Source organism: Streptomyces smaragdinus (genome assembly GCF_009604385.1).
Lineage (GTDB): Bacteria > Actinomycetota > Actinomycetes > Streptomycetales > Streptomycetaceae > Streptomyces > Streptomyces smaragdinus.
Window position 1 is genome coordinate 176,421 of the sequence record NZ_WEGJ01000007.1, and the last position, 24,920, is coordinate 201,340.

At 71.4% G+C, this 24,920-nt stretch carries 15 protein-coding genes and 1 pseudogene; 4 read left to right on the top strand and 12 right to left on the bottom strand.

From position 1 onward, the window contains the following. Positions 1-5 precede the first annotated feature (5 nt). The 12 genes and pseudogenes from SRB5_RS36445 to SRB5_RS13765 form a co-directional block, all read right to left on the bottom strand. On the bottom strand, positions 6-1,832 hold the full coding sequence (locus tag SRB5_RS36445; RefSeq protein ID WP_228390023.1) for a GH12 family glycosyl hydrolase domain-containing protein: 1,827 nt from the start codon (positions 1,830-1,832) through the stop codon (positions 6-8). Next, positions 1,829-4,645: a glycoside hydrolase family 48 protein gene (locus tag SRB5_RS13715; protein ID WP_153452207.1), complete on the bottom strand. Its 2,817-nt coding sequence runs from the start codon at positions 4,643-4,645 to the stop codon at positions 1,829-1,831. Before SRB5_RS13715 ends, SRB5_RS36445 begins: the two co-directional genes overlap by 4 nt. Before the next feature lie 426 nt (positions 4,646-5,071). Continuing rightward, a complete protein-coding gene (locus tag SRB5_RS36455) occupies positions 5,072-6,889 on the bottom strand; it encodes an endo-1,4-beta-xylanase (RefSeq protein ID WP_228390024.1) in 1,818 nt (605 codons plus the stop codon). 548 nt (positions 6,890-7,437) lie between these two features. Beyond that, positions 7,438-8,979, bottom strand: a complete 1,542-nt coding sequence (locus tag SRB5_RS13730; protein WP_153452208.1) for an NCS1 family nucleobase:cation symporter-1 — start codon at positions 8,977-8,979, stop codon at positions 7,438-7,440. Positions 8,980-9,079: 100 nt separating this feature from the next. Beyond that, positions 9,080-10,084 (bottom strand): TIGR03842 family LLM class F420-dependent oxidoreductase, encoded by a 1,005-nt coding sequence (locus SRB5_RS13735; protein WP_323377874.1) that lies wholly within the window; start codon positions 10,082-10,084, stop codon positions 9,080-9,082. A 302-nt stretch (positions 10,085-10,386) separates the two neighbouring features. Then, on the bottom strand, positions 10,387-13,788 hold the full coding sequence (locus tag SRB5_RS13740; protein WP_153452209.1) for a CARDB domain-containing protein: 3,402 nt from the start codon (positions 13,786-13,788) through the stop codon (positions 10,387-10,389). A gap of 313 nt (positions 13,789-14,101) precedes the next feature. Then, entirely contained in the window at positions 14,102-14,977 is an 876-nt protein-coding gene (locus SRB5_RS13745; RefSeq protein WP_323377875.1) for a universal stress protein, read from the bottom strand. A gap of 106 nt (positions 14,978-15,083) precedes the next feature. Beyond that, on the bottom strand, positions 15,084-16,085 hold the full coding sequence (locus SRB5_RS36460; RefSeq protein ID WP_407703916.1) for a right-handed parallel beta-helix repeat-containing protein: 1,002 nt from the start codon (positions 16,083-16,085) through the stop codon (positions 15,084-15,086). Between the two features lie 120 nt (positions 16,086-16,205). Further along, a pseudogene (locus SRB5_RS36465) lies at positions 16,206-16,589 on the bottom strand (carbohydrate binding domain-containing protein); the annotation flags it as partial. Between the two features lie 216 nt (positions 16,590-16,805). Further along, a complete protein-coding gene (locus SRB5_RS13755; RefSeq protein WP_407703915.1) occupies positions 16,806-18,677 on the bottom strand; it encodes a glycosyl hydrolase family 18 protein in 1,872 nt (623 codons plus the stop codon). 414 nt (positions 18,678-19,091) lie between these two features. Next, positions 19,092-19,919: an AfsR/SARP family transcriptional regulator gene (locus tag SRB5_RS13760; protein ID WP_153452212.1), complete on the bottom strand. Its 828-nt coding sequence runs from the start codon at positions 19,917-19,919 to the stop codon at positions 19,092-19,094. A gap of 81 nt (positions 19,920-20,000) precedes the next feature. After that, entirely contained in the window at positions 20,001-21,002 is a 1,002-nt protein-coding gene (locus SRB5_RS13765) for a hypothetical protein (RefSeq protein WP_153452213.1), read from the bottom strand. Positions 21,003-21,138: 136 nt separating this feature from the next. Between SRB5_RS13765 and SRB5_RS13770 the strand changes: the two genes are divergently transcribed. The 4 genes from SRB5_RS13770 to SRB5_RS13785 are packed head-to-tail and all read left to right on the top strand — an operon-like array spanning position 21,139 to position 24,919. Then, on the top strand, positions 21,139-21,729 hold the full coding sequence (locus tag SRB5_RS13770; protein ID WP_153452214.1) for a Pvc16 family protein: 591 nt from the start codon (positions 21,139-21,141) through the stop codon (positions 21,727-21,729). Further along, positions 21,726-22,520 (top strand): hypothetical protein, encoded by a 795-nt coding sequence (locus SRB5_RS13775; protein ID WP_153452215.1) that lies wholly within the window; start codon positions 21,726-21,728, stop codon positions 22,518-22,520. Before SRB5_RS13770 ends, SRB5_RS13775 begins: the two co-directional genes overlap by 4 nt. Positions 22,521-22,548: 28 nt before the next feature. Beyond that, positions 22,549-24,447, top strand: a complete 1,899-nt coding sequence (locus SRB5_RS13780; RefSeq protein ID WP_153452216.1) for a phage tail sheath family protein — start codon at positions 22,549-22,551, stop codon at positions 24,445-24,447. Between the two features lie 19 nt (positions 24,448-24,466). After that, on the top strand, positions 24,467-24,919 hold the full coding sequence (locus SRB5_RS13785; RefSeq protein WP_153452217.1) for a phage tail protein: 453 nt from the start codon (positions 24,467-24,469) through the stop codon (positions 24,917-24,919). The last annotated feature ends 1 nt before the right edge of the window (position 24,920 follow it).

Below are 24,920 nucleotides of genomic sequence, written 5' to 3' on the forward strand. Positions count from 1 at the left end.
GGGGGTCAGGGCGCGGTGCCCCACACCAGCTGGCCGCCGACGTAGACGCCGATCTTCGGCGCGTCCGTGAAGGAGGTGCTGGTGCTGTGGCTGTAGTCGTCCGCCTCGTTGAAGTTCGACCAGTCGGCCTTGTGCAGCCGCAGCTGGATCTCACCGGTGTTGGCGCCGGCCGCGAGGCTTCCGCTCGTGGGGGTGACCTTCAGGTAGTGGTCGGCGCCGGCCGTCGAGCCGTTCGCCACCACCGACTGCGTGAGGTTGCCGCAGCCCATCTGCGCCCAGTCGCACCAGGTGGTGTACGAGGACGCGGAGTCGGAGAACCAGTACCGGACCTCGACACCGTTCAGGGACTGCGCACTGCTGCCGGTGTTGACCAGCTGCAGCGTCATCCGCACCGCGTTGTCCGTGGCACTGCTGTCGGTGGTCTTGTACTGCACCTTCAGCGCGCCGTTCCCGGGGTCGCCGCCGCTGGTCGTGGCGGTGACCGGTCCGGCGGGCGGACCCACGTTCCCGGCCGCGTCCTTCGCCCGCACGGTGTAGCTGTACGCGGTGGACGGGCTGAGGCCGGAGCTGGTGTACGTCAGGCCCGCGGTGGAGCCCTGCAGGACGCCGTCACGGTAGACGTCGTAGCCCGTGACGCCCCTGTTGTCCGAGGCCGCGTCCCAGGCGAGGCTCACCGACGAGGACGTGCTGCCGGTCGCCCGGAGGTTGCCCGGGGCGGTGGGGGGTTCGGTGTCCTGGTCGCCGCCGCCGGTGGTCGTGGCGGTCACCGGACCGGCCGCCGGACCCTGGTTGGAGGCGGCGTCGCGGGCCCGTACGGTGTAGCTGTACGTGGTGTCCGCCGTGAGGCCCGAGTCGGTGTACGTCGTCCCCGCCGTGGACCCGACGAGGGTGCCGCCGCGGTAGACGTCGTACCCGGTCACGCCCCGGTCGTCCGTCGCCGCGTCCCAGGCGAGGCTCGCCGAGGAGGCCGTGGTGCCGGTGACGCGGAGGTTGCCCGGGGCGGTGGGCGGGGTGGTGTCGTCGCCGTTGCCCGGGCCCGTGCTGGCCTCGAACGAGAACTGGTTGACGCCCATGCCCTGGCCGCCCTGCCAGATCTCGAAGCCGGCCTCCGCGTCGATCAGATAGTGCTGGGGGTTGATCTGGCCGCGCGCTGTGGCGTCGTCGATGAGGGCCTTGACGTCCAGGTCGTTCACCGCGGTCGCGCCGCCCTGCAGCACGTACGAGATGACCTTCCATCCGGACGCGCCGGGCCCGGTCCACACGTCCCAGGTGCGGCCCTGGGACGTGAAGGTGGCCGTGACGCGGCCGATGGGCTGGACGCCGCCGCGGTGGTTGATCCAGATCATCAGCTCGGTGCCGTCGGGCTGCTCGTCCGTGGTGGGGGTGGAGTTGAACCACAGGTCGTACGAGGAGTTCCAGGCACCGGAGGCGACCTGCTTGGTGTCGTACGTGGAGCGGGCGCTGCCCAGCTCCGACACCTTGATCGGCAGCCCGCTGTCACTGGTGCACGCGCCCCAGTGACAGCCCTTGTAGCTGGACGGGTAGGTGGCGGGCGCCCCGTTGGTGGCGGTGGAGAAGTTCGCCTCCGTCAGAGTCCAGGCACCGGTGGTGGTGTCGATGCTGACGCACTGGCGCAGCTCCGAGTTCCACTCGTTCTGCTGGTACGTGTACTCGCCGTTCTGCACGTCGGTGGTGCCCCACTGGGTGCAGTCGGTGACCGTCGCGGCCTGCGCCGGCCCCGCGCCCGCGATCAGCGCCGCCCCCGCGAGGAGCACCCCCGCCGCGGCGCCGGCGACACCGGCGCGCGCGAGCCTTCTGATGCGCTGGATCATGACGGCTCGGTCCCCCAGGCCAGCTGGCCGTTGACATAGGCGGTGATCTTGGTCGCGTCGGCGAACGAGGTGTTCGTGCCGCGGCTGTAGTCGTCGGCCTCGTTGAAGTTGGCCCAGTCGGCCTTGTGGACCCGCAGCTGGATCTCACCGGTGTCGGCGTTCGCGTTCAGGCTCGCGGCGCCGGCGGTGAAGCCGACCTCGAGGTAGCGGTCCGCGCCCGTCCTGGCGCTGGGCATGTTCACCACGCGGTGGGTGACGTTGGAGCTGCCGAGCTGCGCCCAGTCGCACCAGGTGGTGTACGAGGTGCCGCCGTCGGTCGTGAACCAGTAGCGCACGGTCACCGTGGAGAGGCTGAGCGCGCCGGTGCCGGTGTTGGCGACCTTCAGGGCCAGGCGGATGGAGTTGTCGGTGGCGTTGGAGTCGTTGCTCTTGTACTGGACCTTCACCCCGCCCGTCGGGTTGCCGCCGCCCTCCTGGGTGGTCGCGGGGACCTCGGCGGTCGGGTCGGAGGCGTTGCCGGACGCGTCCCGGGCACGCACGGAGTAGGCGTAGCGGGTGGCGGCGGTCAGGCCGGAGTCCGTGTAGGTGGTCGCGGTGGGGGTGCCGACGGGGATGCCGTCGCGGTAGACGTCGTAGGCGGCCACGCCGACGTTGTCGGTGGACGCCGTCCACGACAGGGACACGCTGGTGCTGGTCGTGCCGGTCACCCGCAGGCTGGTCGGGACGGTCGGCGGATCGAGGTCGTCGTCGGGACCGCCGCCGCCGTCCTCGTCACCGAGGAGCTCCGCGTACGAGGCCAGGGCGAGCGCCAGCGAGGACTGCGCCCAGAAGCGGTGGTACGTGAAGACCGGCGGCGCGCCGCCGTCCAGGTACGTCTGCACCTTGGGCCAGTCGGGGTCCTCGCGCAGCCACGGCCGCATGCTCATGAACGTGGTGCCGGAGCCGAGCCGCACGCCCTGCGGGGAGGTGCCGGTCCAGCCCGGGGGGAAGTAGACCGCGTCGTCCATCCGGTTGTAGTCGCGCCGGGTCTCCGGGACGGCGATGCCCTTGGTGGTGGTGTGCGCGGCCATCGCGTCGAGGAGGGACTTGGCCAGGCCCGCGGCGTTGGCGTTGCCGGACTTGGCGGCGTAGTAGGTGAGCGTCATCACCAGGGCCGCGCCCACGCCGACGTCGTCGCCGAACTCGGCCACGGTGCAGTGCAGGCCGGCGTTGGAGCCGGGGGTGGTCGGGTTCCAGGTGTCGGGCTGGCCGGTCCACGAGAGGGTGGAGGGGATGCGGTAGCTGCCGTCGGCGCCGACGGTGGTCTGGGAGGAGGCCCACGGGACCCACTTGTCGAGGATGGCCTTGGCCTGGGCGTTGTTGGAGGCGTAGTAGAACTGCGCCACCCGCTCCATGCACCAGACCTGCATGCCGAACCAGTTGTTGCTCGGCGGGTCGTGGTAGACCGGCTGCCAGTCGTAGGCCATGCCGTAGAACGTGGGGCTGCCGGCGGGCGGCGTGGCGTACGCACCGTCCCAGCTGTTGGAGCAGCCGCCGGCCAGGGCGCCCTCGGTGGACTGCAGCCAGCGCAGGAACTCCAGCTGGCGGGTGAGGGACTTCTGCCAGTCGCCCTTGGCGGTCGGGGACTTGGGCGTGAGGGAGGGCACGGTGGACAGCGCCCAGGCGGCGAGGGGGTTCTGGTAGCCCTGGTGGGCGACGCCGTCGCCGATGCGCCAGGCCCAGGCGCCGCCGGAGCCGAGCGAGCCGCCCCAGGCGTAGTACCAGGAGAGCAGGTAGTGCTGGGCCTCGCGGCCGGTGCCGGCGGGGCAGCTGGTGGGGCTGGTGCAGTTGCCGACGCGCTTGAAGTACTTGTCGAACATCGAGTAGCGCAGGTAGTCGCCCATCTTCGCGGCCTTGGCGACGGAGGCGGACACGGCGCTCGCGTTGCCCTGTGCCGTCGCCCAGGTCAGCGCCCAGTAGGCGGCCTGGACGGCGCGGGCGTCGGCGTCGGGCGCGTTGGTGTACTTCCACTGCTGGGCGTACTGGGCGTCGCCGGTGAAGAGGTCGAGGTAGCCGTTGGTGCCGCCGTAGCGGAACTTGTCGGTGCAGGGCTGCGGGATGGTCTCCCAGACGGACTCCGACGCGCCGCGCTGATAGCTGTTGATGAACGACGCCATCCGGCCGGGGCCCAGCTCGTCGCCCGTGCCCGGCTTGTTGCCGAAGCCGTAGACGTTGTCGAGGTCCATCAGCCAGTGCATGCCGTACACGTCCATCGTCCCGTAGGACGAGGCAAGTTCGGAGGCGATGGGGTCGGCGCCGACGGACACACCGGAGTCCAGCCGCGAGGGGTAGCTGGAGATCTCCGGGTGCTCCGGGGCGTAGGTGGCCGGGGAGGACGGGTTGTAGCCGCTGTTGGTCGCCTGGTCGATGTGCGGCGGGATGATGGAGGCCTCGGCGACCTCCCAGGCCCGGTTGAACGGGGTCCAGTTGCCGGTGACTCTGCCGTAGGCCGCCTCGAGCCAGATCCAGAAGCTGAAGGCCTCGGAGGTGGTCTGGTGACCGTGGTCGGGGGCTTCGACGATCAGCGTCTCGACGCAGTGGTAGGGGATGCCGTCGGGGCTGAAGTAGCCGTTGGCGGTGTCCTTGATCTTGTTGTACTGCGTGAGGAACGCCTGGGTGTACGGGCCGTCCGCGGCGGCGGCCGCCGGCTTGGCGTCGGACGCCGCGGGGGCTTCGGCGGCGTTGGCGAGGGCTTGCCCGGCCCCGAGGGCGACGAGGGCGCCGCCGGCGGCCGCGGTGAACGAACGCCGGGACAACAGAGACTTATCGGACATGTCAGGGTGGTCGGACACGGATCCTCCATCGATATGGGGGTTCGGGGAGTGCGGGGGTGGTGCGCGGCTCGTACGGGACGTGCGGCTCGTGGGGGGGTGCGTACGGCGTGCGGCTCTCGCGGCGTTGCGGCGTTGCGGCGTTGCGTGAGGGGCTGCGGCTCGTTGCGGTGGCGCTTGGAGGTACCGCCGTGCCGGGGCTGCTCCCGGTCCACCGGCACGGCGGCACGTTCTCGGTCGGTCCGGGCCCTTGGGCTGGTCGACACTGTTGAGTTGCCGCCCGGCGTCTTTTGGTTGCCGTGCTATCTCGATTTTTTTGCGGATTTTTCGTGCTGTGGAAAGTGCCGCCGTGCCGGGGCTGCTCCCGGTCCACGGCACGGCGGCACGCGGGGTCGGTCCGGGCTGGGGCGATAGCCCGGACCGGGTCTGTTATGGGGCGGTGCCCCAGATCAGCTGGCCGCCGACGTACACGCCGATCTTTGGCGCGTCCGTGAAGGACGTGGCGGTGCCCTTGCTGTAGTCGTCCGACTCGTTGAAGTTCGACCAGTCGGCCTTGTGCAGCCGCAGCTGGATCTCACCCGTGGCGGCGCCCGGCGCGAGGTTGCCGCCGGTGGCGGTGAGCCTCAGATAGTGGTCCGCGCCCGCCGTCGAGCCGTTCGCGACCACGGAGTGGGTGAAGTTGCCGCAGCCCAGCTGCGCCCAGTCGCACCAGGTGGTGTACGAGGACGCCTGGTCGGAGAACCAGTACCGGACCTCGACCCCGGTGAGACTCCGCGCTTCGCTGCCGGTGTTGACCAGCTGGAGCGTCATCCGCACCGCGTTGTCGGTGGCGCTGGTGTCGTTGGTCTTGTACTGGACCTTCAGCCCGCCCGCGGGAGGTTCACCGCCGCCCGCCTGGGTGGTGGCGCCGGCCGCCGCGGACGGATCGGACACGTTGCCCGCGGCGTCCCTGGCCCGGACGGTGTAGCTGTACGTCGTGGACGCCGCCAGGCCGGTGTCGGTGTACGTCGTCCCCGACGCGGTGCCGACCCGGGTGCCGCCGCGGTAGACGTCGTAGCCGGTCACGGCCGTGTCGTCGGTCGAGGCGGTCCAGGCAAGCGAGACGGACGACGAGGTGGTTCCGGTGGCGCGCAGACCGGTGGGGACGGTCGGCGGATCCGTGTCGCCCGGGCCGGAGTCGTAGCCGAAGCCGGTTCGGATCGCGTCGATGACCTGCGTCTTGGGCCGCAGCTGGTCGTCCCAGGGACAGGCCAGGCCCTCGCCGCCGAACGTACCGGGAACCCAGGAGTACTTGTCGGTGAAGTCCCACACCGTGATCCCGACGCACCGGGTGACGGCGGCGCAGGCCGCGGCCACCTGGCGGTAGTAGTCGGCCTGGGTGGCCAGCTTCTGCGTGGTGGACGGCGTCTGCATCCGGACGTCGAGCTCGGTGACCGCGACATCCAGGCCGAGGTCGGCGAAGCGCTGGAAGTTCTGCTGCATCTGGTACGGGAAGCCGTACTGGACGGCGAGGTGGCCCTGGATGCCGATGCCGTCGAGCGGCACTCCGGCGGCCTTGAGGTCACGGGCGAGGTTGTACATGGCGTCGCTCTTCGCGCCCATGCCGTCGATGTTGTAGTCGTTGATGTACAGCTTGGCGTTCGGGTCGGCGGCCCGGGCGGCGCGCAGCGCGTAGGCGATGTAGTCCTTGCCCATCGCGTTGTAGAACGGCGACGAGCGGAACGTACCGTCGTCGTTGAACGCCTCGTTGACCACGTCCCAGGCGTAGATGTCGCCGGCGAAGTGCCCGGCGACGTTGGCGATGTGGTTCTCCATCGCGGGCCGCACCTGGGAGGCGGGTAGCTGGCTCACCCACCCGGGCAGCTGGTTGTGCCAGACCAGGGTGTGGCCGCGGACCGTCTGGCTGTGCGACTGGGCGAAGTCGACGATCGACTGGCCGCCCGAGTAGGTGAACTGGCCCTGGTTGCGCTCGGTGTTCTCCCACTTCATGGAGTTCGCGGGGGTGATCTGCCCGAACTCCGTCCCCAGGATCGCGGCGTACGGGGCCTCGTTCAGCGAGCTGACCTCGCTGGCCGACCCGAAGAACTTGCCCTTGGACGCGGCCACCTGCTGCAGCGTCGGGTCCGCGGCGGACGCGGAGGCGCCCGGCAGGGCGACGGCGACGGACGCCGCCATCAGGGCGGTCGCGAAGAACGTGGTGATGCTCCGGCGCCGGCTTCTGGCCGGTGGTCTGGGCGCCAGCGGCATTGCTGGATCCTCTCTCCGTAAGCGGGAGGTGCGCACGCCGTCGCGGACGCCCGGGCCGTCGCCGACGGCGGCCGTGCGTACGCGGACAGGTGTCGCCGAAGCACCGCGTCCGGGGTCCGACCCGGCCGTGGAACTTCATCCCCTCCTCGCGGCTCTGGTGGGGGGTGTTGCAAGCCTTGAAGCCTTGGGAGCGCTCCCACGGTGCTGGATAGCGGTGGACCTGTCAAGGGGTTGCGCCGTAACTGGGTGATGACCTGCGCGAATTGGCGTTCGTTCGCATCGGACGGACGTTCGCTTCTCGCCAATACCTGAAGTCGCGGACCTTGGATGCCGCCACGTCCTGAAATCGCCGACCCGCATCACCGGCCGGCACCGCCCCGCCCAATGAGGGGTTGACGGGTGGTTACGCGGACACGACGGCGGGTGCCTTGGGGCCGGATCGCCAGACATCGGAGGTCTGGCCCCGGACCCGTACACACCGAAAGGGCCCCGCCCGCCGGATCCTGACATCCCGGCGGGCGGGGCCCGCGTTCCCTCCGCCGGCCGCGCTACCCCGCGGTGTCCCGCTGCCGCCGTACCACCGGCGCCATCAGCACGGTGTACAGCAGCATCGACGCCCCCAGGCCCACCGCCCAGCCGTAGTCGGAGAGCGGCTGGAGGAACGGGATCACCCCGTCCTCGGGGAACGGCCCGTCCGTACCCGCGTCGGTGTGCGAGCCGCCGACCGCCAGCACCCCGCCGACGACGAAGGCCGCCACCGCCCGCCAGTTCCAGCCCGCCGAGTACCAGTAGCGCCCGCCCGGGCGGTACAGGTCCGCCAGGTCCAGCACGGTGCGGCGCAGCAGCCAGTAGTCGGCGATGAGGATGCCCGCCACCGTGCCGAGCAGACCGGCGACGGTGCCGAGCCAGGTGAAGATGTAGATGTCCGGCGACTCGATCAGCTTCCACGGGAAGATGACGATCCCGATCACGCCGGTGATCAGCGCGCCCTTACGGAAGTCGATGAGCCTGGGCAGCAGATGGGACAGGTCGTACGCCGGGGAGACGACGTTCGCCGCGATGTTCACGGAGATCGTCGCGATCAGCACCGTCACCAGCGCGTACAGCAGCCCCAGCGTGTTGTCGGCGCGCCCCGCCAGCAGCACCGGATCCCAGACGGCCTCCCCGTACACCGCCTGCGAGCCGGAGGTGACCAGCACCGACAGCACCGCGAACAGCGTCATCGTGGTCGGCAGTCCCAGCGCCTGGCCCCACACCTGGGAGCGCTGGCCCCGGCCGAAGCGGGTGAAGTCGGGGATGTTCAGGGAGAGCGTCGACCAGAAGCCGATCATCGCCATCAGCGAGGGGAAGAACACCGGCCAGAAGTCGGCGCCCCAGCCCAGCTTCGAGGGCTGGTCCAGCAGCGGGCCCAGGCCCCCGGCCTTGTCCGCCATCCAGATCAGCAGCACGATCGCGCCGACGATGACGAACGGCGCCGCCCAGTTCTCGAAGCGCCGCAGCGTCTGCATCCCGCGGTGGATGATCGCCATCTGCAGCGCCCAGAACAGCAGGAAGCACACCCACAGCGGCCACGGCTGCCCGCCGATCTCGTCGTACGCCGCCCAGTTGGCGTCGAACACCCCGCCGAGCAGGATGAAGATCCCCTGCCCGCCGATCCAGGTCTGGATGCCGAACCAGCCGCAGGCGACGGCCGCCCGGATCATCGCCGGCAGATTCGCCCCGCGCAGCCCGAAGGAGGCGCGGGCCAGCACCGGGAACGGGATGCCGTACTTGGGCCCCGCGTGCCCGGTGGCCAGCATCGGCAGCAGGACCAGGAGGTTGGCCAGGGTGATCGTGAAGACCGCCTGGCGCCAGTCCATGCCCAGCGCGACCAGCCCCGAGGCCAGCGTCCAGGACGGGATGCAGTGGGCCATGCCGACCCACAGGGCCATGAAGTTGTACGTCTTCCAGGTGCGCTCGGCGGCCGGGACGGGCCGCAGGTCGTCGTTGTAGAAGTCGCTCTCGGTGGGGATCGAGCCGGGGACGGGCTCGACCCGCCCCTGGGCGTCGGTTATCTGTCCGCCGGCGGGCGGTGGGGCGGTCGCGGTCATACGGTGTTCCTCTTTCGCTGGAGCGGGCAGGGCCGGGGACGGTGCCGTGCGGGGCGAGTGAGGGGCGTGGGTCATCGGGTGTTTCGGACCGCGAGGAGGGTCAGGGGCCCGACAGCTCCGGGATCACGTACTGGCCGTAGGCGTCGATCGTCGTCTCCTTGGCGTCGTGCATCGCGTAGATCGCGAACTGGTCGACGCCCAGTTCGCGCAGCGCCCGCAGCTTCTCCAGATGCGCCTCGACGGGGCCGAGGAGACAGAAGTGGTCGACGATCTCGTCGGGGACGAAGTCCGTGGACGGGTTCCCGGCCCGGCCGTGGTGGGAGTAGTCGTAGCCCTCGCGTTCCTTGATGTACGCGGTGAGCGCCTCGGGTACGACGTCGGAGTGCTCGCCGTAGCGTCCGACGAGGTCGGCGACGTGGTTGCCGACCATGCCGCCGAACCAGCGGCACTGGTCGCGGGCGTGCGCCAGGTCGTCGCCGACGTACGCGGGGGCGGCGACGCAGATCGACACCTCGGAGGGGTCACGGCCGGCGGCCGCGGCGGCGTCCCGTACCGACTTGACCATGAACTCGGTCAGATAGAGGTCGGCGAGCTGCAGGATGAACCCGTCCGCCTCGCGTCCGGCGAGCTCGAGCGCCTTGGGCCCGTACGCGGCCATCCACACCGGCAGCCTGCCGTCCCGTACCCACGGGAACCGCAGCGGCTGTCCCCCGACGTCCGTCTCGCGGCCCTCCGCCAGGTCCCGGATCGCGCGCATGGCGTCGCTGAGGCGGGCGAGGGTGTTGGGCTTGCGGCCGGCCACCCGCATGGCGGAGTCGCCGCGGCCGATGCCGCACACAGTGCGGTTGCCGTACATCTCGTTGAGGGTGGCGAAGGCGGAGGCGGTGACCTCCCAGGCGCGGGTGCCGGGGTTGGTGACCATGGTGCCGACCGTGAGCGCGTCGGTGTGCTCGAGGATGCGGCTGTAGATGACGAACGGCTCCTGCCACAGCACGGTGGAGTCGAACGTCCAGCCGTGGGTGAAGCCGCGTTGCTCGGCGCGGCGCATCAGCTCGACGACGGCCGATGCGGGCGGATCGGTCTGCAGGACGAGTCCGAAGTCCACTCCGGTCTCCTTCGCGTTCGGTGCGCGGAAGGCGACGGCTGGCTCCGGGCCTTCCGCGCTGTTACGGGCGGGGCTCACGCGGGGCGTACGTGCCGCGGTCCGCGCGCCCTGAGAACTGCCGGGTGCCCGTCACGGTTTCGCGGACTCCGGCATTGAGGTGACCCAGGACACACCGGCCGGGTGAAGGGGACCAATCCTGGACTCGTTCCGAGGGGTTGGCAATAGTGCTTCGGGAGCCCCGCTACCGGCCCGCAACCGGACGGGGCCGGCCCCTTTCGGGACCGGCCCCGTCCAGGCGTACGTCAGCGCATCGGCGCCCGCTGCGGGGAGGCGAGGCCGGGAGCGGTGGTGAAGGTGAACTGCGAGCCCGGCTGGACCACGATGTCGCCGTCCGCCGAGTTGGTGACGGTCACGTTCGTCAGGGTCGCGCCGCCGCGGACCCCGGCCTGCGCCAGGATTCCCGCACCGTTGTTCGACCGGTCGATGGTGATGTTGGTGAGTTGGGCGTTCGGCACCGCGCCGCCGCCCTGTTTGAACTGGATGCCGTCGTACGTGGAGTCATGGATCTCGGTGTCCCTGATGACCACCCCGGGGATGTCCGGGCCGGCCGGGAAGACCGTGATCGCGCCGAACTCCTGGGCCTCGCCCCAGAAGGCGCCGCCCGTCCGGTAGAGGCCGTTGTTCGCGATCAGTGTCTGGCCGGAGAACGGGATCGGGTCGTGGTCGGTGGCCAGCATGATCCCCGGGTAGTTCATGGTGTCGGAGACCAGGTTGCTCTCGATGGTGTTGCCGTAGCCGCCGTAGACCGCGATGCCGTTGGCCCGCCAGGGCAGCTGGACGGTGTTGTTGCGGAAGTGGTTGTCGTGGCCGACGTCGACGGACTGGTCCTTGACGTACTTGCTGGCCCACACGGCCAGGGCGTCGTCGCCGGTGTTGCGGAACGAGGAGTTGTAGACGGTGGAGTTACGGGTGCCGTTGGCGAAGTTGACGCCGTCGGCGTAGGTGTTGCGGATGCGTACGCCGGAGAACTCCAGCCCGTCGCCGGGGCCCCAGAGTTCGGGGATGTTGGAGTAGTCGCGGCCCACCCAGGCGCCGACGTTGGCGTGTTCGATCCACACGTTCGTGATCTTGGTGTTTCGGCCGAAGCGGCCGTTGAGGCCGACGCCGCCCTCGGCGTTGCCGTCGCCGCCGCGGATGGTGCCGGAACCGAAGATCGCGAGGTCGGAGAGCTGGGTGTTGTCGTCGATGTCGAAGCCGAAGTTCCCCTCGTGCGGATGGTTGATGCCCCCGGCCTGGTGGGGCGGGGTGAGGGTGTAGAGCTGGGAGTGCCACATGCCGGCGCCGCGCACCGAGACGTCGCGGATGCCGACCTGGTTGTACTGGCCGCGGTTCAGCGGGTCGTCGGTGAGGATCTTCTGCTCCTGGCGCCACTGGCCGGCCGGGATCCAGACGCAGGCGATGCGCCCGTTCTGGTCGTCGGTCACGGCGCGCTGGAGGGCGTCGGTGTCGTCGATGCCGTCGTTGGGTACGGCGCCGTAGTCGGTGATCGAGGTGCACTCGGCCGGTTTGCTCTTCGCCGGCGCGACCTGCTCGAGGTCGATCAGGTCGATGACGTAGTACTCGGCGGTGTCACCGGCGTCGCGCTGCAGGCGCAGCCGGGTGCCGGGCGGGTAGGTCTGCGGGAGCAGCGCGTGCGACTCGTCGAAGAGACGTCGGGCCGCGGCGCCCGGGTTGTTGGTCAGCCCCTCGGGGTCGTCGGTGCTGCCGTAGAGCCAGCTGTGCTTGGACGACAGGGTGATCTTCTGTACGAACTGGTCGTTGGCGTAGAGGCTGATCGTCGCCTCGCGTCCGCCGCCGCCCGGGGCGTCGGGGATGGAGTTGCGGACGACGACGGAGTTGGTGGCGCCGGTGGTGGTGATCTCCACGTGGTCGCCGGTGGCGTCCAGGCGTACCGAGCGGCGGCCGGAGGACTCGGTGGCGAAGTTGGTGTGGCCGAAGGTGCGCTTGGCGTCGGAGGTCAGGAGCGTGCCGTCGTACGTGCCCTGCTCCGCCTCGTACTCGGTGTACGGGACGGCGGCGCCGCGGCCGACGACGATCGAGCGGACGTAGGTGTTGTTGTTCTCGTTGGTCTCCGCGACGGTGTTTGTCGCGTCGGCCGTGGCGGTGAGGGTGGCGCCGCCGCTGGTCGCGGTCCAGGTGCCGGTGAGCGCGACGGTCGTCGACGCGCCGGCGGCGATCGCGGGGGTGGCGCCGTTCAGGGTGGTCTGGCCGACGGTCAGGCGGGTGGTGCCGGCTCCGGCGGTGCTGGTGCCGCGGTTGTGGACCTCCGCCGTGAAGGACACGGGGGCGCCGGGGGCGGGGTTCGCCGGGGTGGTGGTGACGGCGCGGACCTCGAGGTCGGGGCCGGGGCTCTGGCTCACGGTGAGGGGGGTGGCCGCGGCGCGGCTGTTGTTGGTGTCGTCGAGCTCGGGGACCGTGTCGGAGGGGTCGACGACGGCGGTGACGGGGTAACTGCCCTGGGCCCGCTTGCCGACGGTGACGGGGACCGTGGCCGAGGCCCCCGCGGCCAGCCCGGAGACCGGTGCGCTGCCGGCGACGGTACCGCCGAGGCTGACGTTCACCGTGGTGGCGGCGGAGGGGGCGGTGCCGGTGTTGCGGACGGTGGCGGTGACGGTGATCGGGTCGGCCTCGGAGGGCTGGGCGGGGGTCCAGGTGAGGTCCGTGAGCTGGAGGTCGGGGTTGGGGGCGGCGGTGCCGACCACCTGGAGCTCGGCGACCTGGGCGCCGGGGGCTCCGGTGTTGCCGTAGAACTCGAGCCGGACCTCGGCATGGGAGCCGGTGACGGGGACGGTCACGGTGTTCTGGTTGCCCGAGGGGCTGAACTGGTAGTCGGTGCGGGCCTTCAGCGTGGTGAACGAGCCGGCGGACTGGCCCCGGCCGAGGACGGCGAAGCTCTGGGTGCGCGGGCCCCAGGCCGGGTCGGGGTTCAGCTTCACCACGACGGAGGACAGGGCGGCGTCGGCGCCGAGGTCGACGGTCAGGGTGGAGGACTGGCCGGCGGCCTCCCAGTAGGTGCCGGTGCTGTCGTCGACCGCGTTGGGGGCGACGTAGGTCTGGGTGTGGGAGGAGGCCTCGATCGGCTTGCCCCGGGCGAGGTTCGTCCCTGGTCCCGGGTCGACGGGGCCGCCGCCGGGCCCGTACACCTCCAGCTCGGACAGCTGTCCGGCGGGCCAGCCGGTGTTGGCGGTGATGTGCACGCGTATGTAGCGCAGGTCGCGTTCGGTGAAGCCGACCGTGACCGTGTTGCCCGAGCCCGGCGCGAAGATCCGGGCGGACGCGGCAGAGACGGCGTCGAACGCGGCGCCGTCGGTGCTGCCCTGCACGCTCAGCGTCTGGGTGCGCTGCTCCCAGGTGGCCGGGAGCTTCAGGACGACCTCGTCGACGCGGGTGCTCGCCCCGAGGTCGATCTGCACCCACTGCGGGAAGGTGCCGTTGGGGCTCTCCCAGTACGAGGCCTGGCTGCCGTCGGTGACGTTCGACGCGGTGTACGGGCCGGTGGCGCCGCTGGCGGACGCGGGTCTGCCGAGGGCCAGGTTCGGCCCCTCGGCGGCGACCGCGGTACGGGCCGGCAGGAGGCCGGTCACCAGCAGCCCGGCGGTGGCCAGGGCGGTGATCAGCCGGCGGATGACGTGCTTCCCTCTCATGACGTCCTCTGTTCCGCCGGGGCGCGGTGGACGCGCCCCGGATGTGGGGTGGAGCGCGGACAGATGAGGGCACGCCGAAGTAAACCTGCAGGCATGCCCGGAAGTTACGGAAGCTGATTGCAGATTTGCATGGAATAGTTGAGGAATTGCGGCTTCAGGCAGCCAGGTTTCTATGGGGTCACCGGTTTGTCAACGCCGCGTACATGACTGCCCGTTCAGACGCACCGCCGGCCGGCCCCCACGGGATGCCGAGGTGGCCCGGGTCTGTCCCCGCGACCGGATCATTCGCTCGCTGTCGGAGCGTGTAACGCGTCTACCCCTCGCCCCGGACCACCGCGACCGGGCTGTGGGCGTGATGCAGCAGGGCCTGGCTGACCGAGCCGAGGAGGAGGCCGGCGAAGCCGCCGCGCCCGCGGGCGCCGGTGACCACGAGGGCCGCGTCGCGGCTGGCCTCGATCAGGGCCTGGCGGGGGCCGTCCTTGGTGACCGTCCGGTCGACCCGTACCTCCGGATAATCCGCCACGCGTCCCGCCAGCACCTCGGCCAGCAGCCGCTCCCCGGTGTCGGTGAACGTCCCCTTCGGGTCGGCGCCCATCACGACCGGGTCGACGGGCGGCGGCGCGCCGAGGATGCTCCAGCCGTGGACGGCCCGCACGCTCGTGCCGCGCCAGGACGCCTCCGCGAACGCGAAGTCGATCGCCGCGCTCCCCGCCGGCGAACCGTCGACACCGACCACGACCGGGCCCCGCGGGTTCGACTCACCGCGGGCCACCAGCACCGGGCAGTGCCCGTGCGCGGTGAGATGAACGGCCGTGGACCCGAGGAGCAGCCCGGTGAACGCGCCCCGTCCACGGCTGCCGACCACGATCAGCCCGGCCGTACGGGACTCCTCCATCATCACCGGCAGCACGTCGCCCATCACGACGGCCCCCTCCACCGCCACCCCCGGCGCCTCTTCCTCGGCGCGCCGGACGGCGTTGTCCACGAAGATGTCGGCCTGGTGGCGCAGTCCCGCCTCCTGCGGGGCGGGGGCGGACGGGTCGAGGGAGACGTTCATCAGCGGCCAGATGAAGGCGAACACGATCCGCAGCCCGGTGCCGCGCAGCCGCGCCTCCCGGGCGGCGAGGCCCACCGCCCCGAGCGCCGACTCCGACCCGTCCACACCGACCACGACTGGGGCACCGCCCACGGCATCCTCCCTGCACACGTCCGTCCCCCCAGCGTCGCGGACGGCCGTGCCCCACGCCGCCGGTCCGCGTGCGAACGGGTGAACAGGCGGCGTGGGGGCGGGGCGCTCAGGTGACCGGTATACCGGGGTTGACCAGGGCGTTCGCCCCGATGGCCCGGTTGCCGGCGGTGACCGTGACGGGGCAGGAGGCCGGATCGTACACGGTGACGTTGATGGCGTACCGGGTCGCGCCGGTGGCGCCGGTCAGGTCGGCGGTGTTGTCGCGGAAGACGGTGCCGCAGCCCCAGCCGGGGTACTGGCTGTGGGTCTGGAAGCCGTCGTTGGTGGTGTGGACGCCGCGGTTGTTCTCGACGGTGTAGCCGTTGCCCTTCACGTCGACCCAGGAGTCGTCGTAGTTGGCGCCCGTCAGGCCGCTGCCGTCGAAGGTGTTGCCGCGGATCAGACCGCCGGTGGTGCCTTCCTTGATGTCGATGTTCTCGCCGCCGACGCCGGGGCCGATGCGGTTGTCGAGGATCTGTACGTGGTCGCTCCGGTCGGTGAGGGTGTTGGCGCTGCCGACGTAGACGCCCTCGCCCATACCGTTGCCCGAGGAGCCGGTGTCGTGGATGTAGGAGTTCCGTACGACGCCGTAGCTGCTGGAGGTGCGGAAGTGGATGCCCTCCATCGTCAGATGGTGCACCTCCACGCCGTCCACGACCACGTGGTCGGAGGAGTCGGCCATGATGCCCTTCTGGCCGCGGGTGACGCTGATGCCGTGGAACGTCCAGTACGGGGCGGCGGTGAGCTGGATGACGTTGCCGCCGCCGGTGGGGGTGGACAGGACGGCGTTCGCCGAGCCGGTCAGGGTGATGGGGGCGGCGGCGGTGCCGGCTCGGGTGATCTTGAAGTTGCCGGAGTACGCACCGTCCGCGAGGCGGATGGTCTGGCCGGGGACGGCGGCGGCGAGGGCGGCCTTCAGGCCCTTGCTGTCGGATACGTCGACGGTCGGGCCGCTGCCGGGGGTGGTGGGGGTGGGGCTGACCGTGGGTGAGGCGGTCGGGGCCGGGGTGGTCTGCGTCGGGGTCGGCGTCGGGGACGTGCTCGGGGTGCCGCCGGCCGGTCCCTCCACCGTGACGTCGTCCACGGCCACGGCGCCCGTCCCGTACCAGCCGCTCACGCCGACGGTGAGCCGGTCGGTCGACGGGCCGGTGAGCACGTCGAGGGTGAGCCGGGTCCAGGTGGCGGAGCCGGCCCAGGTCGAGCGCTCGACGCCGGTGCCGGTCGCGGAGAGCTGTACGTAGGAGCCCTTCACCCAGGCGCCCACCGTGTAGCGGGTGTTGGGCTGCACCGCCACGGCCTGCGAGCACGGCGCGATGTCGGAGGCGCCGGCGGTGGAGGAGAGGGCGTAACTGCCCGCGTGGGGGGCCGCGGTGGTCACCGCGGACGCTCCGGTGCAGGTCCAGCCGCTGGTGTCACCGGTCTCGAAGTCCCCGTTGCGCAGCAGGATCCCGGTGACGTCGGCGGACGCCACGGCGGGCAGGACGCCGAGGCCCGCGGCGACGACGGCGGCCGCGACGGCGGCGGCCTTCAGCCGGGCGCGGCGGCGGGGCGGGGGAGGTACGGGGGGTGTCATCGCGGTGGTCTCCTGACGGCTGGAAGGGTGCGGGTGTCCTCCGGTGCATGGTTGACCGCCGGGGGGACCGGGGCAGGTCCGGTCGCCCCGGCGGTCGGTATGCGGACCCCCTGATGTGGGGGGTGTTGCCCGGGATTTCGTTGCGCCGCTCCCCGGGGCCCCCGGCCGGCTTCTTGACCGGCCGGGGGTCCGGGAGTCAGCCCCGGGCAGTTACAGTCAGCGCAGTCCGCTGGCCATGGCGCTCACGAGCTCGCCGTTGGTGGTGTCGCCGCTGAACTCCCAGAAGAACGCGCCGCCCAGACCCTGGTTCTTCGCCCAGGTCATCTTGCCGGCGATGGTCTGCGGGGTGTCGTAGCTCCACCACTCGCTGCCGCACTTGGCGTACGCGGTGCCCGCGATGGTGCCGGTGGCGGGGCAGCGCGGCTTGAGGACCTTGTAGTCCTCGATGCCCGCCTCGTACTTGCCCGGAGCCGCGCCGGTGGCCGAACCACCGGGCTCGGCCTGGGTCACGCCGGTCCAGCCGCGGCCGTAGAAGCCGATGCCGAGGAGCAGCTTGCTCGCGGGCACGCCCTGCGCCTTGAGCGCGGCGATCGCGTCGGCGGAGTTGAAGCCCTCCTGCGGGATGCCGGCGTACGACGTCAGCGGCGAGTGCGGGGCGGTCGGGCCGGTCTTGGCCCAGGCGCCGAAGAAGTCGTACGTCATGACGTTGTACCAGTCGAGGGACTGCGCGGCGCCCGCGTAGTCCGTCAGGCTGATCTTGCCGCCGGCCGAGGCGTCGGCGGTGATCGCGGCGGTGACCAGGTTGTTCGAGCCGAACTTGGCGCGCATGGCCTGCGTCACGGCCTTGAGGGCCGCCGGGCCGCTGGTGTCGCACGACAGACCGCAGGCGTTCGGGTACTCCCAGTCCAGGTCGATGCCGTCGAAGACGTCGGCCCAGCGCGGGTCCTCGACCAGCTTGTAGCAGGAGTCGGCGAACGCGGCCGGGTTCTTCGCGGCGTCGGTGAAGCCGCCGGACCAGGTCCAGCCGCCGAAGGACCACAGCACCTTGATGTTCGGGTACTTGGCCTTGAGCTCACGCAGCTGGTTGAAGTTGCCGCGCAGCGGCTGGTCCCAGGTGTCGGCCACACCGCTCACGGCCTGGTCGGCGGTGTACGCCTTGTCGGTCGCGGCGTACGAGTCACCCATGACGCACTTGCCGCCGGTGACGTTGCCGAAGCTGTAGTTGATGTGCGTGATCTTGTCCGCGGAACCGGAGCTCACCAGGTTCTTGACGTGGTAGTTCCGGTCGTACACGCCCCACTCGGTGAAGTAGCCGAGGTTGACCTTGCCGCCGGTCGACGGGGGCGTGGTCGTGTCGCCGGGGGTGCGCACCGCGGTGGAGGCGCTGACGTCGCCGGTCTGGTCGGCGGTGTCGCGGGCCTGGATCGCGTACGAGTAGTCGGTGCCCGCGCTCAGGCTGTTGTCCGTGTACGTCAGGCCGGTCACCGTGGCGACCTTGGCGCCGTCACGCAGCACGTCGTAGTTCTTGACGCCCTTGTCGTCCGTGGCGGCGGTCCAGGTCAGCTTCGCGGAGCTGCTGGTGACGCCCGACGCGACCGGCTTGCCGGGGGCGGACGGAGCCGCGTCGCCGGGAGGCGCCGTGGTGCCGCCGTCGCAGGAGCCGCCGTTCAGCGAACAGTTGGCCGGCGCGCCGGAGCCGGTGCCGAGGAAGCCGAAGGTGAGCGAGGCGCCGGGGGCGATGCTCCCGTTCCAGCCCTTGTCCTTGGCGGTCCAGTGGTTCCCGGAGTTGGTGACGGTGGCGTCCCAGGCGGAGGTCACCTTGGTGTCCGCCGGGAAGTCCCACTCGATCGTCCAGGCACTGATGGCGGCGGTGCCGGTGTTCTTGATCGTCCAGCTGGCCTGGAAGCCGGTGCCCCAGTCCTGGGTCTTGGTGTACGTCGCGGTCGCCTCACCGGCGGCCTGGGCCTCGGAGGCGAAGCCGGCGTAGCCGGCGAGGATGAGTCCGAGGGTCGCCACTCCGGCGGTGAGCCGCCGCCGCAGGCGACGTCTCCCCTGCTCGGGGGTGGATTCGGGGGTGCCAGTACTCACGTGTCGCTCCTGGTCGGTCTGACTTGCGGTCGGCGCAGGGGGGTCCCGCACCATGCCCGGCCGCACCGCGCCGAATCGCGTGGCATGGCCATAGCAATGCGCCGCGAGACTATGGAGGTCCAGACCAAGGGTCAATAGGTCTGGACCAATTTGATGAGGACCTGTACCCGGGGTAACGGCTTCAGCACCCTGCGAACGCACGGAAAACCCGCCCCTACGAAATCCCGTGAATAGCGTGAACTCCCAGGTAAATGCGGTGCACACCGAGCGCGGAGCAGCCACGGCGGCGACCAACCATGCGCCGCCGGACAGGAAATGCCGGATATTCCAGGGAATATGGTCGATACGAGGTGAACGATCCGAATTGACACGGACTCTCGAACCGGCCAGTGGTCTGGACCGGTTGGTGTGGATTCAGTGCGCGGGGAGAAGACTCGCGGATCGCCCCGCCGCGGCGGGCGGTGGCTTCGGCGCCGGCTTCAGTGCGGGCTTCGGCGCCGGCGGCAGCCCCTGCTCGAGCAGCCGCAGCAGGTCACGCCCGGGCTCGACCCCCAGCTCCGCCCGCAGTATCTTCCGGTAGAGGGCGAACGCCCGGCGGGCCTCCCGCCAGTTGCGCTCCGCCAGATGCGCCTCCACCAGCAGGCGCTGCGCGGTCTCCCGCAGCGGGTCGACGCTGACCACCGTCAGCGCCACGTCGATCGCCTCCGCGCAGCGGTCCCGGTCGATGAGCGCCCGGCTCAGCGCCTCCAGCGCATGCAGCAGGCGCTGGCGTACCCGCTCGCGCTCCAGCAGGGCCCAGTCGTCGTAGCAGCCGGGCAGGAAGTCGAGGTCGTCGAGCCGCCAGGGCACCGGCGCGAGATCGCAGGGCAGCAGCTCGTCACGGATCAGCCGCTGCGCCCAGTCGCACACCAGCCGCACATCGACCTTGACCCCGGGCGAGAGCCGGACGAAGGTCTTGTCGGCGTCGATGAGCTCGAGGTCGAGCTGACGCAGCCGCCACAGCGCCGAGCGCAGATTGCCGCAGGCTCTCAGCTCGTCCCCCTGCGGCCACAACGACGACGCGGCATAACGGCGTTCCACCCGCCCCGACTGCAGGGCGACGAACACGAGCAGCCGCTTGCTGCCCTCGGGCACCTCGATGCGCCGTCCCCCGAGGGTCACGAACGGCCCGCCGAACAAATGGATCATGCTGTTGCAGCCGCTGTCGGCCCCGGTCAGCGATTCCACCAATGCAGAAACCATGCGGCACCCCCCGAGTGTGAGGCTCACAGTATGCCGCTTATTACGTCACCGTCCCGTTACGGACAATGACTGGTCAAACCGTCACCAACTCGACCCGCGGCTCCTCCCCGAACCGCCGCGCTCCCCCGCCCGGTTCTCCTCCCCGCAGTCGTCCCCGTCCTCCGCCTCGTCCGCCGGACCGGAACCGGATCCGGACCCGGAGCCGCCGTCCGGGCAGGGGCGGCAGCGGCGGGCGTACGCCGCCAGGACCTCGTCGACCACATGGGTGCGCAGCGTCTCGCAGCGCTGGTCCGCGGCCTCCTTGCGGCACTTCAGGACCCCCAGCCGGCCGGTCAGCACGCCCAGCAGCCGCCGGCCGGTGACCGAGCAAGTCAGCGCCCGGCACAGACAGTCCTGGAAGTCCCGCACCCGCGGGAAGCCCCACCAGATGCCGTCGTACCGGCTCCAGAGCCAGCGCAGGGTCGCGTACGCGTGCTTCGGGTCGACCGTCTTGGGGTCGGAGATCTCGGTGAGCAGGGCGTCGACGGCGGTCCTGAGGCCGGCCACCCGCGCGGTCAGCGCGGCGGGCTCGCCGGTCAGCGCGTCGAAGCAGGCCTCGGCGGCGGTCACCCGGCCGTCGATCCGGGTGATCCGGGCCGTCAGCTCGTCGATGGTGTCGTCCTCGTGGCCCGCGCACTCCTCGTCGAAGTCGCAGTCCTCGACGCAGCATCCGGCGTGCGGCACGCCGCAGTGCCCGAGGCGTTCGCGGATCTCGTCCCACGCCTCGTCGAGGCATTCGGTCGTGTCCTGGTCGAGCTGGCAGTGCAACTGCTCGCGGATCCGGTGCAGATCCTTGCGGATCGCCGCCACGTCCGCGGCCGCCGCGGCACGCGCCGTGGTGTAGGCGGTCCGGGTGGTGTCGTACGTGGCGCGGCGTTCCTTCAGCGCGGCCTCGTGGTCGGCGATGTACTTGGCCCGGTCCGCGACCCCCCTGGACTCGCAGGCGAGGTCGTCCACACCGCTGAGGTCGCAGTCCTCGGGGTGCGGTGCGCAGTGGTGGTGGTCGCGATCGGGCCTGGTCCGCCCCGGGTTGCTGATGGCCATCGTCCCTCCTTGGTGGGTGCTCGCCCTGCTCGGTACTCGCCGCAGTATCGGGGCGGCGCTGTCACCGGAGCGTCGCCGTGCCGGGCGGCGTCGGCGCACAACGCCTTGGTGACGCCGGGCACCGCACCCTGCCGTCATGGCCGGATACCGAGCCCTGGCCGCGGTCGGGCGCAGCATCGTCGACCTGCTGAACCGCAGGTTCGCCGAGGCGTTGCCGGGGCCCGGGCGGCCCACCGCCGTGCTGGCCACGACGCGGGACTTCGACGAGGTCAGCAGCCCGGGCGCGGTGATCCAGTTCCCGGCCGTGTCCGTGTACTGCTACCGGCTGTCCATCGACCGCGAGACCCGCTCCGCGACGGCGACCGCCGACGGGCCGGCCCGGCTGCCGCTGCGCATGCATCTGCTGGTCGCGGCGTGGGACACGTTCGCGGAGAGCGAGCTGGAGTGGCTGGGGCTGGCCGGCCAGGTGCTGGAGTCGGAGGGGCTGTTGGCGGGGCCGCTGCTGCATCCCTCCGGGGACTGGGATCCGTCGGATCTGGTCTCGGTGGTGCCGGACGACGTGGCGCTGGAGTCGATGAGTGAGGCGTTCCAGGCGCTGACCACCGACTACCGGGTCTGTCTGCCGTATCTCGCCCGGGTGATCCGCATCGACGGCCGCCGGAGCGAGAGCGCGGAGCGGGTCACCACGGTGGCTGCCGGGCTGCGGCCGGGGCGGGTGGCGCCGTGACCGTCCTCCCCGGCGGGCAGCGGGTGCTGCACCGTCTGACGCTGGCGGTGGAGGTGCTGGGCGCGCTCACGTCCCGCCCGGTCACGGCTCCTGTGGAGGTACGACGGGAGGGCTCGCGGCGACAGTTGCTCGCCGTGGGCGGCGGGCGCTTCCTGCTGCGCGCCCGCCCCGGGACCGGTGACCGGGCCGACCTGCGGATCACGGACGCCACCCGGCAGACGGTGCCCCGGCGGCTGCGGATCCCGCTGTGGGCCCCGGCGGAGCTGGAGGCCGCCGACGAGGTGCCCCCGGGCCCCTTCGTCCCGGCCGCCTCCCGTCTGCTGCGGGTCTGGCTCGCGCCCGGGACGGCCGGCGCGCCGGGGCCGGGGTTCACCGCGGTCCGCGGCCGGGTCGCGCGCGGTGACGTGCCGGTGCGCTGGCCCCGGATCGCGGCGCGCGGTCCCGGCGGGATCGTCGTCGGCCGTACGCACGGCGACGAGCGGGGCGAATTCCTGCTCCCCCTCACCGGCCCGGGCGCGCTGCCCCCGCCGGTCCCCTCGCAGCTGACCGTCGACCTGCTGGTGCACGCCCGCGACCTCGACGAGCCGTCCCCCGACCCCCTCGCGGACCTGCCGCTGGAGTCGGTGCCGCGCTCGTCGTCCCCGCCGCTGCCCGCGGACCTCGACAACCCGCTGCTGCGGGGCGTGTCGCCGCCCGCCGGGTACGTGCCGTCGACGGCGCCGGTGCCCACGGTGGACGTGGCCGTCGGCGATCTCCTGCTCCTGCCCGAGCCCCTGCAGTTCACCCCCTGACCCGCTTCGTCACGAAGGAGCCCCGCACATGCCCGAGTACCTGACTCCCGGTGTCTACGTCGAGGAGACGAGTTACCGGTCCACATCGATCGAGGGCGTGCCGACGAGTACCTTCGGGATGGCGGGTCTCACCCGCTACGGCCCCCTGCCGTACGTGCTGCCGAACGGTACGGCGGTGCCCGTACCGCCCACCCTGGTGACCTCGTACGCGGAGTTCGAGCGGGCCTTCGGTGATCTGGCCTCCCCGTCGGACGACGGCAAGGCCAACTACCTGGCGCATTCGGCCCGCGCCTTCTTCGCCAACGGCGGCCGGCGGCTCTACGTGGCCCGGGTCTTCCCCTGGCTCCGCGACGGCGAGGGCGACATCGACCCGGCGCAGCTCGACGCGGCGTTCGCCCGCCGGGCCCTCGCCGCGCCCGGTGGCGGCGGCCCCGTGGCGCTGCCCGTCTGGCGGGCCCGCTGGCCGGGATCCGCCGGCCGCCGGATCAAGGTCACGGTGACCCGCCGGCTCGGACGTGACCGGATCGTCGTCGACACCGTCGGCAACGCGCCCGTCGCCCGGCTGGTGGGCGTCAGCGAGCTCGCGGCCGTCGTCGTCCTCCCCCGCGGCACGGTGCCGGGACCCCGGGACCCGATCGACCCGGCCACCGTGTTCGTCGCCCGGCGCGGCCCCGACCGGGTCATGGGCTTCGACGACGGGCAGGGCGGCGTCACCCCCGTCGACCCCGGGACCTCGGGCTACCAGCTCGAGCTGGACGTCACCGTCTCCTCCGCCGACGGCCGCTCGGACACGTACCCCCAGCTCGCCCCGCACCCCGGCCATCCGCGCTCCGTGTACCGGGTGCTGCGCGCCGCGGACCCCGCCGACGACCTGGCCCAGGTGTGGCTGCAGCCCGTCCCCGCCGACGCGACCGCCCCCACCCCCGGACAGCTCGCGGTGGCCCTCCTGGACGCAGGCAGCCAGGGCTATCTGACCGACGGGACGAACGGCACCGACGGCGCCGCCCTCGCCCCCGACGACCTGCTCGGCACCGAGCCGGACGACGACGACCCCACCCGCCCGGGCACGGGGCTGAACGCCCTCGCGGAGATCGACGACATCGCGCTGGTGGCCACCCCCGACATCGTCCGGATGGACGACGCCGGCCAGATCAAGACGGCCACCGACGCGATCATCGGGCACTGCGAGCGGCTCCGGTACCGGATGGCGATCGTCGACCCGCCGGCCGAGAGCTCCCTGTCCGAAGTCCGCGCGTTCCGCTCCCAGTTCGACACCACGTACGCCGCGCTCTACTACCCGTGGATGCAGATCACCGACCCCACGCAGCGCCCCGACCCCGGCTCCGCCCCGGCCACGCTGATGCTGCCGCCGTCGGGCTTCGTCGCGGGCGTCTACGCCCGCAGCGACGTCAACCGCGGGGTGCACAAGGCGCCTGCCAACGAGGTGGTGCTCGGCCTCACCAAGTTCGAGACCGCGGTCAACGTCGGACGGCAGGCCGTCCTCAACCCGGAGGGCATCAACGCGCTGCGGTTCTTCCCCGGCCGCAGCAACCGGGTCTGGGGTGCGCGGACGATGAGCTCGGACCCCGAGTGGCGCTATGTGAACGTGCGCCGGCTGTTCATCTACCTCGAGCACTCCATCGACAAAGCGACCCAGTGGGCCGTCTTTGAACCGAACAACGAACGGTTGTGGCGCAACATCCGCCAGTCCGTCGAGGACTTCCTGCTCGTCGTCTGGCGCACCGGGGCGCTGCTGGGCACCAAGCCCGAGGAGGCCTTCTTCGTACGCTGCGACCGCACCACGATGAGCCAGAACGACCTGGACAACGGCCGCCTGATCTGCGAGATCGGCGTGGCCCCCACCTACCCGGCCGAGTTCGTGATCTTCCGCATCGGTCAGTGGACCGCCGACGCGCAGCGCTCCTGAGAATCGATCGGAGGACATCATGCCCACCAGGGACAATCCCTACGGTGCGTTCAAGTTCCGGGTGAAGCTCGGGGACGAGGCCGACGAGGGCTTCGTCGCCGGTTTCTCCGAGGTCAGCGGGCTCGGCAACGAGATCAAGTACGCGGAGTACCGCAACGGCAACGACGCGGAGAACCACGTCCGCAAGATCGCCAACATCAACACGACCGACGACGTGACCCTCAAGCGCGGTGTCATCGGCGATCTGCGGCTGTTCCAGTGGCTGGACGCCACCCGGGACGGCGAGTTCGACCCGCGTACGGTCGTGATCGTCCTGATGGACGAGCGCGGCGCCGACGCCTGCTCGTGGACGCTGCTGAGCGCCCAGCCCAAGAAGTGGGTCGGCCCCACGCTCAGCGGCAAGGGCGGCGGTGAGGTGGCCATGGAGGAGCTGCATCTGGTCGCGGAGTCCATCGACTTCCGGAACACCTGAC

What these genes read in the sequence shown, in the direction of transcription:
- SRB5_RS13770 (WP_153452214.1), top strand. Translation starts at nt 21,139, where the DNA reads ATGGCCGGATACCGAGCCCTGGCCGCGGTCGGGCGCAGCATCGTCGAC.
- SRB5_RS36455 (WP_228390024.1), bottom strand. Translation starts at nt 6,889, where the DNA reads ATGCCGCTGGCGCCCAGACCACCGGCCAGAAGCCGGCGCCGGAGCATC.
- SRB5_RS13760 (WP_153452212.1), bottom strand. Translation starts at nt 19,919, where the DNA reads ATGGTTTCTGCATTGGTGGAATCGCTGACCGGGGCCGACAGCGGCTGC.
- SRB5_RS13715 (WP_153452207.1), bottom strand. Translation starts at nt 4,645, where the DNA reads ATGTCCGATAAGTCTCTGTTGTCCCGGCGTTCGTTCACCGCGGCCGCC.
- SRB5_RS13780 (WP_153452216.1), top strand. Translation starts at nt 22,549, where the DNA reads ATGCCCGAGTACCTGACTCCCGGTGTCTACGTCGAGGAGACGAGTTAC.
- SRB5_RS36445 (WP_228390023.1), bottom strand. Translation starts at nt 1,832, where the DNA reads ATGATCCAGCGCATCAGAAGGCTCGCGCGCGCCGGTGTCGCCGGCGCC.
- SRB5_RS13765 (WP_153452213.1), bottom strand. Translation starts at nt 21,002, where the DNA reads ATGGCCATCAGCAACCCGGGGCGGACCAGGCCCGATCGCGACCACCAC.
- SRB5_RS13730 (WP_153452208.1), bottom strand. Translation starts at nt 8,979, where the DNA reads ATGACCGCGACCGCCCCACCGCCCGCCGGCGGACAGATAACCGACGCC.
- SRB5_RS13785 (WP_153452217.1), top strand. Translation starts at nt 24,467, where the DNA reads ATGCCCACCAGGGACAATCCCTACGGTGCGTTCAAGTTCCGGGTGAAG.
- SRB5_RS13740 (WP_153452209.1), bottom strand. Translation starts at nt 13,788, where the DNA reads ATGAGAGGGAAGCACGTCATCCGCCGGCTGATCACCGCCCTGGCCACC.